Genomic DNA, 13,979 nt, shown 5'->3' with positions numbered 1-13,979 from the left:
TCAGTACGCGCCGACCGGTTTGAGCACGACCTTGACGGTCTGCCACATGATCATCAGGTCGCCCGTGATGGACCAGTTCTCGACGTAGTAGAGGTCCAGGCGGACGCTCTCCTCCCACGTCAGGTCGGAACGTCCGGAGACCTGCCACATGCCGGTGAGGCCTGGCTTGATGTGCAGACGCCGGTGGACGTCCTTCTCGTACTCGGCGACCTCGCTCGCCAGCGGCGGCCGGGGCCCGACGAGACTCATGTCGCCGGTGAGGATGTTCCACAGCTGAGGCAACTCGTCGAGGGAGTACTTGCGCAGGATGCGACCGACGCGCGTGACGCGCGGGTCGTTCTTCATCTTGAAGAGCACGCCGTTGCCCTCGCTCTGCGCCATGAGGGCGGGGAGGGCGGCTTCGGCGTCGGTGACCATGGACCGGAACTTGAACATCGTGAAGCGCTCACCGTTCCTGCCGACGCGTTCCTGCCGGAAGAGGACCGGGCCCGGGCTGTCGAGCCTGACGGCGAGGGCGACGAGGGCCAGCACTGGCGAGATGAGGAGGATCCCGAGGCTCGTGAGCCCGATGTCGAGTGCGCGCTTCATGATGTGGTGACCGCCCTCGAACTGCGGGATCTCCACGTGGATGAGCGGCAGCTCCTCCACCGGGCGGAAGTGGATGCGGGGCCCGGCCACGTCGGTGAGTCGGGCCGCGAGCACGAGCTCGGTCGCCGTTCCCTCGAGGTCCCACCCGAGTCGGCGGACGTAGTCGCTGCCGCCGTCGACGGGGCCGGCGATGATGACCGCGTCGGCGGTGAGGTTCGCGGCGGCCTGGGCGACGCCGTCGATGTGCGCGATGACCGGCACCGAGGTTCCCCGGCTCGAGAACGGCTCGGCCGTCTCCTGGTCGACCACGGCCGCACCGACGACGGTGTAGCTCATGCTGTGCTGCTTGGCGACCTGTTCGAGGACGTACGCGACGTCGTCACGCCGGCCGACGACGACCGTCCGTGCGGTGTACTCACCGACGCGACGACGGCTGAGCAGCCATCTGCGCCACATCCAGCGGGAAGCGAGGAGCGCGAGTGTCCCCGCGGGGAGCGCGAGGATGAAGTAGCCCCGGGCGATGTCGATCTTCAGGATCAGGAAGACGATGGCGAGGATGCCGAAGGCGAACGCGCTGGCGTTGACGACGCGCTTGTACTCGGCGACACCGGAACCGATGATGCGGCTGTCCCGGGTCCTGGTGAAGCCGAGGAAGGCGAGCCACACGAGCACGATGACGCCAGACAGCAGGATGTAGAGCTGCTGGGCCTCGGGGCCGACCGGGTCGTCGCCGAACCGCACGACGAAGGCGGCCGAGACGGCGAAGAGTGCGATGACGCTGTCGGTGAGGATGAGCCAGCGACGGTAGCGCTTCGACCACTCGCGCTGCGTCATGGACTTGACCGCGACGGTGGAGGACTCCGCGCCGAGCGCAGCAGCTCGGCGTCGGACGAGCGCGATGGGTCCCGTGATCGGGAAGGCGTTGTCGTTCACGTCGGCGCTCATGCTCGGGTCGACCCCTCGGAGCGGAACTGGGCGAACGCCGCGCTTCGGGTGCGCGGACGGATCTGTCGGGAGGACCGACGGCGGTTCGGGTACGTCGTCATTGGGTTGCTATCCACTTGTGGGGTTCGGGTGCGGTTCGGGTGCGCGATGCGCAAGGGCGGTTCGGGCCGCCCGCGGAGAACGCGACGTCGCTCGTGTGCCCACGACCGACCGGTGAAACCGGTCGAGATGAGCGTCCCCCTTGGATATCCCTCAACTGTAGGAAGCGGGGGTCATCGGCGGATCCCCCACTCCAGGGGGGTCGCCGCCCCCAATGCTGGGGGTGTGGGGGTCCTTCGACGCGCGATTCCGTCGTCATCGGCCGAGATGACGACGGACCTCGTCGGTCGCTCTCGTCGCCGCCCGGTGGGGGACAGCACCCACTGCCGACGTCACACCGGTCGTGGGTGGCGGCTCGGCCGTAGGCTCAGCGACTACATTGGTGCCATGGATGGAGCGCGCGCGACCGATGGCGTGATCGCCGACGCCGCCCGCGATCCCATGGCCGATTGGCCCACCGGGCGCCTCCTGTCCACGGCGTCACGACTGATCGAGCACACCTGGCAACAGGCCCTGGACGGCATCGGGGTGACCCACGCCGGTCTCATCGTGCTGCACCTGCTCGACAGCGGCCCCGCCAGTCAGAAGGAGCTCGCCCGACGAGCCCGCGTGCAGAACCAGACGATGTCACGCACGCTCGACCGACTCGAGCGGGCCGGCCACATCGAGCGGATCGCGGCGGCCGACGACCGTCGTCGTCACGTGGTGAGCCGGACACCAGCGGGTGACGAGGCCTGGCTGGCGGCACACCGGCTCGAGGCCGACGTCTTCCCGGAGCTGCCCGACGAGTCGGCGCTGCGGTCGCAGCTGCTCGCGATCATCCGTTCGGGCGAGTCCGCCCGTTGGTCGCCCGAGGACGTCGAACCCGCCTGACCTGCCCGCTGGGCCGACGTTCCCCGGTCGACTGAGCGTGCCCCCCCGGGGCTGTCCTTCGACGGGCTCAGAGACCGTTCCAGGTCCGGGTGCACCTCTCCCGGTCGCTGAGCTTGTCGAAGCGCCCACGAGGAACCTTCATGATGCGAGGGCGTCCGGCCGGGGCGGCACTTCGGGTGACCGTTCGGGGCACACCCAGGCGCGCCCGTGCCCCGTCCGGGGGGATTCGAGCTGGTGCTCCGGGACGAGAGTGGCTAGTGTGATCAAAGTTTCTATTGTGACTGTTGTGACAGGATGACGGCCGCGACCCGCCGAGGTCGCCGTGATCGTGTCGTCGGACTGGAGAATGATGACCCCCGCACGAACGCCCGGTGCGCAGTACGGCCGCCGCCGTCCCTGGCTGGCGATGGCCCTCTCCGTCGGCGTCGTCACGGCGTCACTCACCGTCGGTGCCCTGCCCGCCCACGCGGACGACTATCCGAGCTGGGCCGATGTCGAAGCGGCCAAGTCGAGCGAGTCCGCGAAGGCCGCCGAGATCACGAACATCACTGCACTCATCACCTCGCTGCAGGAGCAGTCCGACGCCGCGTTCCGCACGGCGCAGATCGCCGCCGAGGCCTATCGTCAGGCGCAGGACGCCGTGACCGAGGCGACCGCCCGCGAGTCGGCGCTGCGCGAGCAGGCCGAGGCCGCTGCGGCCGCCGCCAAGGTCTCGAAGCAGCGCGCCGGTGCGCTCATCGCGCAGCTGTCGCGTGGCGGCGGTGGCGACGTCTCGCTCGACCTCGTCCTCGGCGCTGGGAAGTCCGACGACCTGCTCTCCCGGCTGTCCGTCATGGACAAGCTGGGCGAACGGAACGCCGCGAGCTACGCCGAGGCGGTGACCGACCGCAACGCGGCGAGCGGCCTGACCGACCAGGCGGAGGTGGCGAAGACGGAACGCGAACGCCTCGAGGGCGAAGCACAGACGAAGTACGACGAGGCGGAGAGCGCCTCGGCGGCGGCATCCGCAGCGGTTGCGGCCCAGGAGCAGCAGGCCGACCAGCTCTACGCGCAGCTCGCCTCCCTGAAGAACACCACCGCCGAGACCGAGCGCGGGTACGCGGCCGGTGAGTCCGCTCGCCAGGCGGCGGAAGCGGCGGCAGCAGCGGCTGCTGCTGCCGCGGCCAACACCCCTCCTGCTTCGTCCGGCGGTTCGTCCGGCGGCGGTGGATCGAGCGGTGGCGGCGGCGCGTCCAGCGGTGGTGGCGGCGGCGCGGTCGCACCTCCGGACTCCGCCGGCGTCGAGTCGGCGATCGCCTTCGCGCTCGCCCAGGTCGGCAAGGGCTACCAGCTCGGCGGTTCCGGTCCGAACGTCTGGGACTGCTCGGGCCTCACCCGCGCGGCCTACGGCAGCGGCATCGGGACGCACTCCGCGACGAACCAGTACTACACGATGCAGTCGCAGGGACGCCTCGTGCCCTACAGCCAGAAGCAGCGTGGCGACCTCATCTTCTGGTCGAGCGGCTACGACTACTACCACGTCGCCATCTACCTCGGGAACGGCCAGATCGTCGAAGCGGCCAACGAGCGGGCCGGCACCCGGGTCGGCGGTATCTGGGGATCCGGCGACGTCGCACCCTACGTCGGTCGCCCGACGGGTTGACCCCATGAGCTCCGCCGAGGTCGACGCCTACCTCGCCTCCCTGACGCACCAGCTGAAGCCGGCGGTCGTCCGTCTGCGCGAGGCGATCATGGCCTCGGACGAGGGCATCTCGGAGCACCTCAAGTGGAAGGCGCCGAGCTTCGTCTACGACGGCGAGGACCGCGTCACCTTCGCCCTGCACCCGGCGAACCGCATCCGGATCATCCTGCACCGGGGTGTGCATCAGCGGGACGACACCGACGCCTTCCGGTTCGACGACCCCTCCGGTCTCGTGGTGTGGGCGGCGCCGGACCGCGGTGTCGTCACCTTCTCGACCATCGATGCGGCGGCCGACGCCGAGCCCGCCCTGCTCGAACTCATCGGGCGCTGGGTGCGGGCCTGACACCCGTCGACGAGCGCGGGAGCACGCGGTCGGCGAGCCGTCGTATGATCGACTGCCGAGCGGGCGACAGCGCACCGACGGACCGGCGGTGAAGGAGGCCTCGTGCGCAGTGCCGTGCTCGGCCTCGTGCTGCTCGTCATCGGGACGATCGCGATCCTCACCGGTGTCCTCCCCGCCCCGGAGGCCCTCGGCATCGCCGACCGCGTCTGGCCGATCCTCCTGTTCGTCGTCGCGATCACCGTCGTCGCCGAACTCGCTGCGGACGCCGGCCTGTTCACCCTCGTCGCCTCGCGGCTCGTGCGCTGGGGCCGGGGGAGCACCTGGTTGCTGTGGGTGCTCGTCGTCGCGCTGGCCACGCTCAGCACCGTCTTCCTCTCGCTCGACACCACGGCCGTCCTCCTGACGCCGGTCGTCATCACGCTCGCGAGGCACGCCGGGCTGTCGCCGGTGCCGTTCGCCCTGACCACCGTCTGGCTGGCGTGCACGGCGTCGCTGCTGCTGCCGGTGTCGAACCTCACCAACCTCCTCGCGGAGCACGCGATCGACGAGGCCGCCACGGCCTCGGGTGGCGGTCCGCTCGGCCCTGGCGGATTCGCAGCGCTCATGGTCGTCCCCGCGATCATCGCGGTCGTGGTCCCGTGCGTGGTCCTCGCGATCGTGTACCGCCGTCAGCTCGCCGGTGCCTACACGGTGGACGTGGAGGCGCAGGACGACGACCGGGTGCTGCTGTGGACGTCCGGGCTCGTCGTGCTCGTGCTCCTGCCGCTGCTGGTGTCCGGCATCCCGGTGTGGATGTCGGCGCTCGGTGCGGCGGTGATCCTCGTGGTCGTCTTCCTCATCCGGCGTCCCGGCGGCGCTCCGTCCGGCCCTCGTCCCGTGGCAGCTCGTCCTGCTCGCCTCAGGACTGTTCCTCGTGGTGGAGGCGGCTCACGCCCTCGGGCTCGCGCGGGCGCTCGCGTCCATCGCGGGGACCGGCGACTCGCTCCTGGCGCTCCTGCAGCTGGCGGGGGTCGGCATGGCGAGCGCCAACCTCGTCGACAACCTCCCGGCGTACCTGGCCCTCGAGCCGGTGGCCGGCGACCCCGTGCGCTTCGCGGCACTGCTCATCGGCGTGAACGCGGGCGCGCTCATCACCCCGTGGGCGGCGCTCGCGACGCTGCTCTGGCACGCGCGGCTCACCGCGGCGGACGTCGAGTTCGGTTGGGGCCGGTTCATCGCGCTCGGCTTCGTGGTCGCCCCGCTGACGGTCGCCCTCGCCACCGTCGGGCTCTGGCTGGCCCACGGTGCCGGCGCGATGCTCCCGTGACTTCCCACGCCGCCCTCAGTGCTCGTGGCGTGCGTCGGCCGCCCGACGCCGCTCCAACAGCTCCGTGACGATCCGGTCGATGAGCTCGAAGGGGATCGGCCGGCTGAACGGGAACTGCAGCGTGTCCTTCGCGGCCCGGTAGTCGGCGACGGCGTTCTGGAGGGGGCCGTCGAACGGGGGGATCGAGTACAGGGCGATGTGGTGCTTCCAGGCGCCGAGGTAGAGCAGGTAGCGGTCGTCGAGCATGAACGTCGGCATGCCGTAGCGGATGGCCTCGGTGACTCCAGGCACGATGCGGTGGACGCGGAGTCGGATCTCCTCGATGGCGTCCGCGGCGTCGGTGGGTTGCGCGGCGAGGTAGTCGTCGATCGTGGTGGGTGCACCCGGCATGTCTCTCCTCGTCGGAACGGAGACGGCACGGGAGCCCCTGCCCCCGTGCCGTCATCGTCCCATGTCCGCGTCTCGCGCGACAGTGGTGGTTCTACCGCTTCGCGAGGGCGCGGCGCACGTCCTCCTGGACGAGGTCGGCGTTCATGATCGCACCTGCCATCGATCCGGCGGCCGCCGCCTGCAGGACCTGGGTACGCAGGTTGGTGACGTCTCCGGCCGCCCAGACACCCGGCACCGAGGTGGCGCCCAGTTCGTCGACGCCGATCGCGTCGCCGAACTCGGCCCCACGCGGGTGCGGTCGCGTGTGGAGCCCGAGACCGGTGAACGCCTCGGCGCGCACTCGGTTGACCGGGGCGACGGCCAGCGCCTCGACGGGGACGGTGCGGCCGTCGTCCAGTCGCACGCCGACGAGCCGGTCGTCGGCGATCTCGAGCCGCTCCACGACGCCGTCGACCACCTCGATGCCCCGCGCCGCGAACGCCGCCTCCTGCTCCGCCGTGAAGGCGCCCGCGGTGTTGCGGAGCACGACGACCCGGTCGCTCAGCTGCCGGAACAGCTGCGCCTGGTGGGCTGCGGCCTCCGCGTTCGTGCCGAGGACACCGATCACGCGGTCCTGGACCTCCCAGCCGTGGCAGTAGGGGCAGTGGAGGGCGTCGCGGCCGAACCGCTCCCAGAGGCCGGGGATGGACGGGAGCTCGTCGGCGGTGCCGGTGGCGATGAGGAGGCGGCGACCTCGGACGATCGCGCCGTCCGCCGTCGTCAGGGTGAATCCGTCATCGTCACGCCTCGCATCGACGACCTGACCGTCGACGACGCGGACGCCGTACGACGCCACCTCCGCGCGGCCGAGGCGCAGGAGCTCGCGAGGCGGGGTGCCCTCTCGGGTCAGGAAACCGTGGACGCCGTCGGCGGGCGCGTTCCGGGGCTCGCCGCCGTCGACGACGATCACGGACCGTCGTGATCGTCCGAGCATGATGGCTGCGCTGAGCCCGGCGGCGCCCCCGCCGACGATGACGGCGTCGACGAGGTCGGTGGTGGGTGCTGGGGTGACGGGGGTGCTCATGGATCGTTCCGTTCGGTCGACGTGCTGGGAGGTGTCCAGGGTGCGCCGACCGGTGCCGAAGTGGCAAGAAGACTTGCCGAAGCGGCAACGTGCGAGCGAGAATCGACCCATGGCGCATGCACACGACGAGCAACGGTCCATCGACGGCGTCCTGGATGCCGTCGGGCCGAGGCTGCGAGCCATCCGGCAGCATCGCGGCACCACCCTCGCCGCCCTGTCGGCTGAGACGGGCATCTCGGTCTCCACGCTCTCCCGGCTCGAGTCCGGCCAGCGCCGACCGAACCTCGAGCTGCTCCTGCCGCTCGCCAAGGCGCACCAGGTGCCTCTGGACGACCTCGTCGGCGCTCCGCAGACGGGTGATCCCCGCGTCCACCTGAAGCCCGTCCAGCGGTACGGCCAGACGATCGTGCCGCTGACGCGTCGATCGGGCGGCCTCCACGCGTTCAAGAGCATCATCCACGGCGGCGACGGCCCGCAGACGCCCGAGACGCAGAAGGTCCACGAGGGCTACGAGTGGCTCTACGTCCTCAACGGTCGGTTGCGGCTCCTCCTCGGCGACCAGGACATCGTGCTCACCGCGGGAGAGGTCGCCGAGTTCGACACCCGCGTCCCGCACTGGTTCGGCCGGGCCGAGGCCGCAGCGGTGGAGTTCCTCAGCCTGTTCGGCAAGCAGGGTGAACGGATGCACGTCCGCGCGACGTCGACGAGGAGGAGCGCATGATCGGACACGATGACGAGGAGGGTGCCCGCCCACCCGAGGACGGCCGGCCGTTCGCGGAGCAGGTCCTCGAACGCCGCGGGTTCGCGATCACGGCAGCCCTGTTCGTGATGCTCGGAGGGCTCGTCGTGCCGTTCGTCGGCTGGGTCGCCGGCATGGTCATGCTGTGGCGGTCGCGCGCCTGGACGACCAAGCAGAAGGTCTGGGCCACCGGCGGACCGATCCTCGCGAGCGCCGCGGTGCTGCTCGTCCTGGCCCTCCTGACCGCGAACGGGAAGTCGACGGACGCCGGCGTCGGTGGCTCCCCGGTGCTCCCCGTCGTCTACGACCTCGGGTCGACGGCCGTCGTGCTGCTACTGATCGGGTATGCGGCGGCGGGTGCCTGGTTGCTCTGGCTCGCGCTCCGGACCGTGGGCCGGCGCGCCTGATTCGCGGTCGTCGCTCAGGTGGACCGGGCAGCATGGGGAGATGCCCGACTCCTCGCGATTCCGCCGCCCCCTGCCCGTCCAGCCCGGACCCGGTGAGGAGTCCGTCTGGGAGTACCCGCGTCCGCCGCGGGTCGAGCCGCGCGACGAGCGCGTCGTGATCCGGTTCGGCGGCACGGTCATCGCGGAGTCGACGGCCGCGGTCCGGGTCCTGGAGACGAGCCACCCGCCGGTGTACTACGTCCCGGCGGCGGACTTCTCGCCGGGGGTCCTGGTGCCGGTCGACGGGACGACCATGTGCGAGTTCAAGGGCGAGGCCCACTACCTCGACGTGCGGGTGGGCGACGCGGTCGCCGGTGCCGCCGCGTGGACCTACCCCGATCCACGCCCGGGATACGCGCCGCTGTTCGGCATGATCGCCGTCTATCCGGGACGCATGGACGCCTGCGAGGTCGACGGCGTGCCGGTGCAGGCGCAGGAGGGCGACTTCTACGGCGGATGGATCACGCCGGGCATCGTCGGGCCGTTCAAGGGCGCCCCGGGCACGCGCGGCTGGTAGCAGACGCCGCAGCCTTACACCCGCTCCTCCTCCGCGCGCAACGCCCTGGAGCACCACGCACCCACGTGCCACGCTGAGCGCCAAGCGCCGTCGACGACGAGGCGCGCAGGAGGCGGTCGAAGCCATGGACGTGTTCGATGAAGCAGCGGACCCGGGTTGGTCCCTCCTCCGTGTCGTCCCGCTGTTCGGCCTCGCCGTCAGCGTCGGAGCGGTCGCCGGAGCGGCCCTCGCGGCCGGTGCAGAGCTCTTCGGGACGGTCGGGACCGTCTCGGTGCATCCGGCCGATCTCGGCGGGATCGCCGTCCTCGTCGGTGGACTCGTCGGAGGGATGCTCGCCGCCGTCGGGGCGGTCGGCGCGCTGCTGGCGCTCGGCATCCTCGACCACTGGGGCGAGCGGGGCCCGGTCCACCGGGCCTGGATCGCCGGTGGTGGTGCGGCCTTCCTCGTCCTGATCGTCGGCGGCCTCATCGCCGCACCCATCGGACTCGCCTCGACGATCGGGGTCGTCGTGTTCGCGGTGCTCGCCGCCGGGGTGGCGGCCGGCGGTGGGCTCTACGCCTTCGAACGGGCGCTGGCGCGTCGTCGAGCCGGGTGGGCCGGCCTCAGCCGGTAGCGCGGACGGTCAGCCGGCGAGCTGCTGAAGGCGCGCCCGGTGCCAGTCGGTCTGCGTGAGGGCCGAGACGCGGAGGAGACCCGTCAGCGCGTCCCATCCGGCCGACCAGCCGATGCGGGAGGCGATGGTCCACACGCTCGCGTCGGGGTCGTCCAGAAGGACGGCGCGCACCTCGTCGGCTCGCCGCAGATGGTGGGCGGCCAGCTCGTCGCAGCGGTCCGCGAGTCCCGTGAACCGGAAGCCGTGTCCGGGGACCACCTGATCGCCGTCGTATCCGCGGACGCGGTCGAGTGATGACAGATAGGCCGTCACCGGGTTCTCCGAGGTGTGCGCCCCGAGGCCGAGGCCGGAGAAGATCGTCGGCAGCACGTGGTCGCCCGTGAACAGGTAGCCGCGGTCCTCATCGCGCAGGGTGAGGTGGCCCGTCGTATGGCCGGGGGTGTGCAGGACCCTGATCGAGCGACCGGGGAGCGTCAGCAGGTCGCCGTCCTCGAGCGTCCGGTCCGCACGGGTGTCGCCGAGGTGCCCGGCGGGTGCCGTCGCACCAGTGGCCCAGGGGCGCACGGTCGTGTCGTCCGCCGGGACACCCCACTCGTCCAGTGCCGCAGCGAGGTCGGCCGGGCCCGGCGGGGTCGAGCCCGCCGCCTCGTCCTCGAGGCGGTGCATGAGGACCGGTGCGGCGAGCTCGTCGCGGAGCATGCCGGCGAGCCCCAGGTGATCCGGGTGCAGGTGGGTCACGACGACGCCGGTGAGCGTCGTCACCCCGATGCCGCGGAGCTCCCGCAACAGGTGCTCGCGGCCCTCGGGGGTGTCGGTTCCGGGGTCGACGACGATCGCACGACCGTCGGTGCCGAAGAGCACCGAGCAGAGGGTGAAGGGATTGCCGGGGTCGCCGGTCGGGACGGCGATGACGACCGTGTCGGCGTCGAGGTGCTCCGTCGCAGGGATCCGGCCGTCGCGGAAGGCGGCAGCCTGGGATTCGCTCGATGAGGTGATCATGGTGCTGCTCCGGGTGGTGTCGGGGGACGGACCAACCCTAGTCGTGGGGCCCGTCGGGTTCAGTACGATGGGTGCATGACCGTCAACGACATCCTCATCGGCGTGATCGCCTTCATCACCGTCTTCGGCGGCATCGGCCTGGTCGGGGCGCTCGTCGCCATGGCCAAGTCGGGCTACCACGGCTGATCCTCCCCGCAGGGAGGCTCGGCCGGTTCCGCGGCGGCTCAGCGGGCGACGGCCTCGTCCGTGGCCCGTTGGACGGCTGCGAGCGCTGCCGCGACGGCCGAACGCTGCAGTGAGCCCTTCCGCGCCGTCGCGACGATCTTCCGCTCGCTCATCCCGGCGATGGGCTTCCGCACGACGTCCGTCCGCGAGCCGATCGCGATGTCCGGGAGCACGGCGATCGACAGCCCGGCGGCCACGTGGTCGATGACGACCTCGTAACTCGTGAACCGTCCGGCCACCCTCGGCTCGAACCCCGCGCGACGACAGATCAGCGGGACGAGTTCGCCGAGGTAGGTGCCCGGTGCGTCGAGGGCCCACGACTCCGTCTGCAGCTCACTGAAGGTGACCTGATCCTGCGCGGCCAGTCGGTGGTCGAGCGGCGCGATGAGCAGGAGCGGGTCGGTGGTGAGCGGCACGCTGTGCACTGAGGGGTCGAGGAGGAACCCGTCCTCCTGATCGACGGTGATCACGACGTCGCAGCTGCCCCGCTGGACGGCGGTGGTGCTCTCGTGCGGTTCGACCTCGATGAGTTCGACCTCGAGGCGCGGGTACTGCCGCGCGAGGGAGCGCGCGGCGGGGATGAGGATCGGGGCGATGACGCTCGCGAACCCGGCGATGCGGAACCGACCGGACGGCTCGGACTCGACCTCGGCCAGTTCGACCTCGATGGCGTCCATCTGCGCGAGCAGGGCCCGAGCGCGCTCGACGAGCAGCGCACCCGTCGGCGTCAGGGTGAGCGTCCGGCCGCGTCGTTCCAGGAGCGCGGCGCCGGTCTCGGCCTCGAGCACGGAGAGCTGCTGCGAGACGGTCGAGGGGCTGAGGTCGAGCTCACGGCCGACGGCGCGGATCGTACCGAGGCGGTCGAACGCCTCGAGCAGTCGCAGTCGCACGGGGTTCAGGGCCATGCTGCAACAGTATCGAGCGCGCCAGGGCGCCCTCCACACGGGTGGCAGTCCGATCCGGGTCCCGTGGCTCCCGGCGGGTGCCGACCGTCGCCGTCCTGGTCACTCCCAGACGAGCTCTTCCGGCAGATGGCCGGGCTCGGCGAGTCGGGCGTTCCGGAGCACCGCACCGTCGGGGCCGAGCGAGAGCGCCGTCACCGAGAGCGAGGCGAGACGCAGGCCGTCGTGGTCGTCGATGCGGACGATCGCCTCGTCGGCATCGGCGCGGACGGTCGTCGTGGAGCGCAACGTGCGCAACCACGGCTCCCAGGACGCGGCCGTCGCACCGTCCAACGGCCCGATGGGCGACGGGACGTCGAGGAAGGCCGGCCGCCACCGGTGGACCCGTGGGACGTCGAGGTGGTCGGGGCCCTCGTGCGTCACGAGGTGGAGACCGGGTTCGACGTCGATGGACCGGGGTGAGGTGCCGTCCCAGCTCGTGACGGTGACGCGGTCAGGACGCAGCTCCACGAGGTTCCAGGACCTGGCGCTGCGGGCGTCGTCCGGGTCGACGCCGGTCGTGACGGCTTCCAGCGGCAGCACGCCCCGCGAGGTCCACCCGGCGGCGGGCATGTCGAGGTCCTCGCGTCGGTTGAGGACCACCGCCGCCCGGGGGCCGCCCGGGGCGCCGTCGTTCGTCGCCAGCCACGCGCCGCCCGCTTCGCGGTCGTGGATGCCGCGGACGCTGTCACCGAGTCCGGGCCACCACGCGCCTGGTGGGTCCCAGGCACGCCCCGGCTGTTCGTCTCGCAGCCCGAGCACGGCGATCGGCCACGCGCGCCCCGGCTCGAAGTCGATGATGACGGTGCACACGCTGGTTCCTCCTCGGCCGGCCGGACTAGGACAGACTAGACGAGGACCCGGCGCGGGAGCGCCGGAAGCGAGGAGGCGGCATGGGCGTGCAGGACGCATCGCGGGAGGCGGCGGGGCGCACGGTCGTCGTCGGGATCACGGGCGGGATCGCCGCGTACAAGGCGGTCGGCGTCGTCCGCGGGTTCGTGCTCGCGGGCTTCGACGTCCACGTCGTGCCGACCGAGAGCGCCCTCCGGTTCGTCGGCCTGCCGACCCTCGAGGCGATCAGCCGGAACCCCGTCACGACCTCGCTGTACGACGGCGTCGCCGAAGTCCGGCACGTCGCCCTCGGGCAGCGCGCGGAGCTCATCGTCGTCGCGCCGACGACGGCCAACACCCTCGCGAAACTCGCGGCGGGACTCTCCGACGACCTCCTCGGCACCACCATCCTGGCCAGCCGGGCGCCGGTCCTGCTGGCGCCGGCGATGCACACCGAGATGTGGCAGCACCCGGCGACGACCGCGAACGTCGCCCTCCTGCGATCGCGCGGGGTGGCCGTCATCGGGCCGGCGCACGGCGCGCTGACCGGCGGCGACACGGGGCCGGGACGCATGAGCGAACCCGACGACATCGTGGCCGCCGGCTTGGCGCTGCTCGCCGGACGCAGCCGGTGGAGCGGACGCGCACCCGGACGACCTGCGGGCCGAGCGCGTCGTCGTCTCGGCCGGCGGCACCCGCGAGCCGCTCGACCCGGTGCGGTTCCTCGGGAACCGGTCGAGCGGTCGGCAGGGGCTGGCCATCGCGCAGGCCGCCGCCGAGCGCGGAGCCGAGGTGGTGCTCGTCGCGGCGCACCTGGACTCCGATGTCGCGGCCGAAGCGGATGCGGTCGACGGTCTGCGGGTCGTCCCGGTCGGCACCGCAGCGGAACTCGCAGCGGCCATGGAAGACGCGGCGGCCCACGCGACGCTCGTGGTCATGGCGGCCGCCGTGGCGGACTACCGCGCCGCCGAGATCGCCGAACGGAAGATCAAGAAGGACGACACCGGCGACGAGCTCACCCTGCGACTCGTCCGCAACCCCGACGTGCTCGCCGGACTCTCCGCGGCCCGGGTGCCGGGACGGATGGTCGTCGGGTTCGCCGCGGAGACCGCCACCGACCGCGAGGAGTTGCTGGCCCTCGGCCGGGCCAAGGCGGCACGCAAGGGCGCCGACCTCCTCGTGCTCAATCGCGTGGGGTGGACGAACGGCTTCGGCACGCCCGACAACGACGTCGTCGTGATCGACGGCGCCGGCGAGGTGGTCGGTGAGGCGACCGGCTCGAAGCGCAGCATCGCCGACCGGCTCCTCGACCTCGTGCTCGCCCACCGGGCGGAGCCGGTTCGTTCCCAGGCGGGCGAGCCTCCCCCCGAACGGGGCTGA

The 13,979-nt window shown here is 71.8% G+C and carries 14 protein-coding genes and 2 pseudogenes; 10 read left to right on the top strand and 6 right to left on the bottom strand.

Translation table 11 applies throughout. The annotated features are described in order from the left end of the window. Positions 1-1,533, bottom strand: coding sequence for a sugar transferase (locus AC5JOC_RS00655; protein ID WP_494244852.1), 1,533 nt, complete (start codon positions 1,531-1,533; stop codon positions 1-3). A 486-nt stretch (positions 1,534-2,019) separates the two neighbouring features. Here AC5JOC_RS00655 and AC5JOC_RS00650 point away from each other — a divergent pair, with 486 nt between their 5' ends. The 4 genes and pseudogenes from AC5JOC_RS00650 (at position 2,020) to AC5JOC_RS00635 (ending at position 5,835) form a co-directional block, all read left to right on the top strand. Beyond that, complete coding sequence (locus AC5JOC_RS00650) at positions 2,020-2,505, top strand: MarR family winged helix-turn-helix transcriptional regulator (RefSeq protein WP_197977384.1); 486 nt, start codon at positions 2,020-2,022, stop codon at positions 2,503-2,505. A 349-nt stretch (positions 2,506-2,854) separates the two neighbouring features. Beyond that, positions 2,855-4,147, top strand: a complete 1,293-nt coding sequence (locus AC5JOC_RS00645) for a C40 family peptidase (RefSeq protein WP_249404639.1) — start codon at positions 2,855-2,857, stop codon at positions 4,145-4,147. Positions 4,148-4,151: 4 nt separating this feature from the next. Further along, positions 4,152-4,529, top strand: coding sequence for a DUF1801 domain-containing protein (locus AC5JOC_RS00640; protein WP_191940544.1), 378 nt, complete (start codon positions 4,152-4,154; stop codon positions 4,527-4,529). A 102-nt stretch (positions 4,530-4,631) separates the two neighbouring features. Beyond that, a pseudogene (locus AC5JOC_RS00635) lies at positions 4,632-5,835 on the top strand (SLC13 family permease). 15 nt (positions 5,836-5,850) lie between these two features. Here AC5JOC_RS00635 and AC5JOC_RS00630 read toward each other — a convergent pair. Then, positions 5,851-6,225: an iron chaperone gene (locus tag AC5JOC_RS00630; protein ID WP_124768721.1), complete on the bottom strand. Its 375-nt coding sequence runs from the start codon at positions 6,223-6,225 to the stop codon at positions 5,851-5,853. Between the two features lie 91 nt (positions 6,226-6,316). Next, positions 6,317-7,288 (bottom strand): NAD(P)/FAD-dependent oxidoreductase, encoded by a 972-nt coding sequence (locus AC5JOC_RS00625; protein ID WP_411557919.1) that lies wholly within the window; start codon positions 7,286-7,288, stop codon positions 6,317-6,319. Positions 7,289-7,397: 109 nt separating this feature from the next. Here AC5JOC_RS00625 and AC5JOC_RS00620 point away from each other — a divergent pair, with 109 nt between their 5' ends. The 4 genes from AC5JOC_RS00620 to AC5JOC_RS00605 all read left to right on the top strand — a co-directional run bounded on the left by AC5JOC_RS00620 (position 7,398) and on the right by AC5JOC_RS00605 (position 9,603). After that, positions 7,398-8,009, top strand: coding sequence for a helix-turn-helix domain-containing protein (locus AC5JOC_RS00620; protein ID WP_079705135.1), 612 nt, complete (start codon positions 7,398-7,400; stop codon positions 8,007-8,009). After that, positions 8,006-8,434 carry a hypothetical protein gene (locus AC5JOC_RS00615; RefSeq protein WP_494244848.1) on the top strand — a complete coding sequence of 143 codons (429 nt, stop codon included), beginning with the start codon at positions 8,006-8,008 and terminating at the stop codon, positions 8,432-8,434. The genes AC5JOC_RS00620 and AC5JOC_RS00615 overlap by 4 nt, the downstream gene beginning before the upstream one ends. A 40-nt stretch (positions 8,435-8,474) precedes the next feature. Next, on the top strand, positions 8,475-8,990 hold the full coding sequence (locus AC5JOC_RS00610) for a DUF427 domain-containing protein (protein ID WP_079705137.1): 516 nt from the start codon (positions 8,475-8,477) through the stop codon (positions 8,988-8,990). 124 nt (positions 8,991-9,114) lie between these two features. Continuing rightward, entirely contained in the window at positions 9,115-9,603 is a 489-nt protein-coding gene (locus tag AC5JOC_RS00605) for a hypothetical protein (protein ID WP_086474566.1), read from the top strand. A 9-nt stretch (positions 9,604-9,612) separates the two neighbouring features. On the opposite strand, the gene AC5JOC_RS00600 is transcribed toward AC5JOC_RS00605, so the two are convergent. From AC5JOC_RS00600 to AC5JOC_RS00590, 3 genes are all read right to left on the bottom strand, one after another. Beyond that, a complete protein-coding gene (locus AC5JOC_RS00600; protein WP_494244846.1) occupies positions 9,613-10,602 on the bottom strand; it encodes an MBL fold metallo-hydrolase in 990 nt (329 codons plus the stop codon). 224 nt (positions 10,603-10,826) lie between these two features. Beyond that, entirely contained in the window at positions 10,827-11,732 is a 906-nt protein-coding gene (locus AC5JOC_RS00595; protein ID WP_124768724.1) for a LysR family transcriptional regulator, read from the bottom strand. A gap of 99 nt (positions 11,733-11,831) precedes the next feature. Beyond that, positions 11,832-12,581 carry an NRDE family protein gene (locus tag AC5JOC_RS00590; RefSeq protein WP_164486923.1) on the bottom strand — a complete coding sequence of 250 codons (750 nt, stop codon included), beginning with the start codon at positions 12,579-12,581 and terminating at the stop codon, positions 11,832-11,834. 80 nt (positions 12,582-12,661) lie between these two features. Between AC5JOC_RS00590 and AC5JOC_RS00585 the strand changes: the two are divergent. Both AC5JOC_RS00585 and AC5JOC_RS00580 read left to right on the top strand, forming a co-directional pair. Continuing rightward, a pseudogene (locus AC5JOC_RS00585) lies at positions 12,662-13,141 on the top strand (flavoprotein); the annotation flags it as partial. Between the two features lie 172 nt (positions 13,142-13,313). Further along, a complete protein-coding gene (locus AC5JOC_RS00580) occupies positions 13,314-13,979 on the top strand; it encodes a phosphopantothenoylcysteine decarboxylase domain-containing protein (RefSeq protein WP_494244843.1) in 666 nt (221 codons plus the stop codon).

The sequence above is a fragment of the Plantibacter sp. genome, from assembly GCF_059073635.1.
This window is presented reverse-complemented; position numbering and strand designations above follow the sequence as displayed.

Bases quoted from the DNA above. Each gene is read 5' to 3' on its own strand.
- AC5JOC_RS00655 (WP_494244852.1), bottom strand. From the start codon at position 1,533: ATGAGCGCCGACGTGAACGACAACGCCTTCCCGATCACGGGACCCATC.
- AC5JOC_RS00650 (WP_197977384.1), top strand. From the start codon at position 2,020: ATGGATGGAGCGCGCGCGACCGATGGCGTGATCGCCGACGCCGCCCGC.
- AC5JOC_RS00645 (WP_249404639.1), top strand. From the start codon at position 2,855: ATGACCCCCGCACGAACGCCCGGTGCGCAGTACGGCCGCCGCCGTCCC.
- AC5JOC_RS00640 (WP_191940544.1), top strand. From the start codon at position 4,152: ATGAGCTCCGCCGAGGTCGACGCCTACCTCGCCTCCCTGACGCACCAG.
- AC5JOC_RS00630 (WP_124768721.1), bottom strand. From the start codon at position 6,225: ATGCCGGGTGCACCCACCACGATCGACGACTACCTCGCCGCGCAACCC.
- AC5JOC_RS00625 (WP_411557919.1), bottom strand. From the start codon at position 7,288: ATGAGCACCCCCGTCACCCCAGCACCCACCACCGACCTCGTCGACGCC.
- AC5JOC_RS00620 (WP_079705135.1), top strand. From the start codon at position 7,398: ATGGCGCATGCACACGACGAGCAACGGTCCATCGACGGCGTCCTGGAT.
- AC5JOC_RS00615 (WP_494244848.1), top strand. From the start codon at position 8,006: ATGATCGGACACGATGACGAGGAGGGTGCCCGCCCACCCGAGGACGGC.
- AC5JOC_RS00610 (WP_079705137.1), top strand. From the start codon at position 8,475: ATGCCCGACTCCTCGCGATTCCGCCGCCCCCTGCCCGTCCAGCCCGGA.
- AC5JOC_RS00605 (WP_086474566.1), top strand. From the start codon at position 9,115: ATGGACGTGTTCGATGAAGCAGCGGACCCGGGTTGGTCCCTCCTCCGT.
- AC5JOC_RS00600 (WP_494244846.1), bottom strand. From the start codon at position 10,602: ATGATCACCTCATCGAGCGAATCCCAGGCTGCCGCCTTCCGCGACGGC.
- AC5JOC_RS00595 (WP_124768724.1), bottom strand. From the start codon at position 11,732: ATGGCCCTGAACCCCGTGCGACTGCGACTGCTCGAGGCGTTCGACCGC.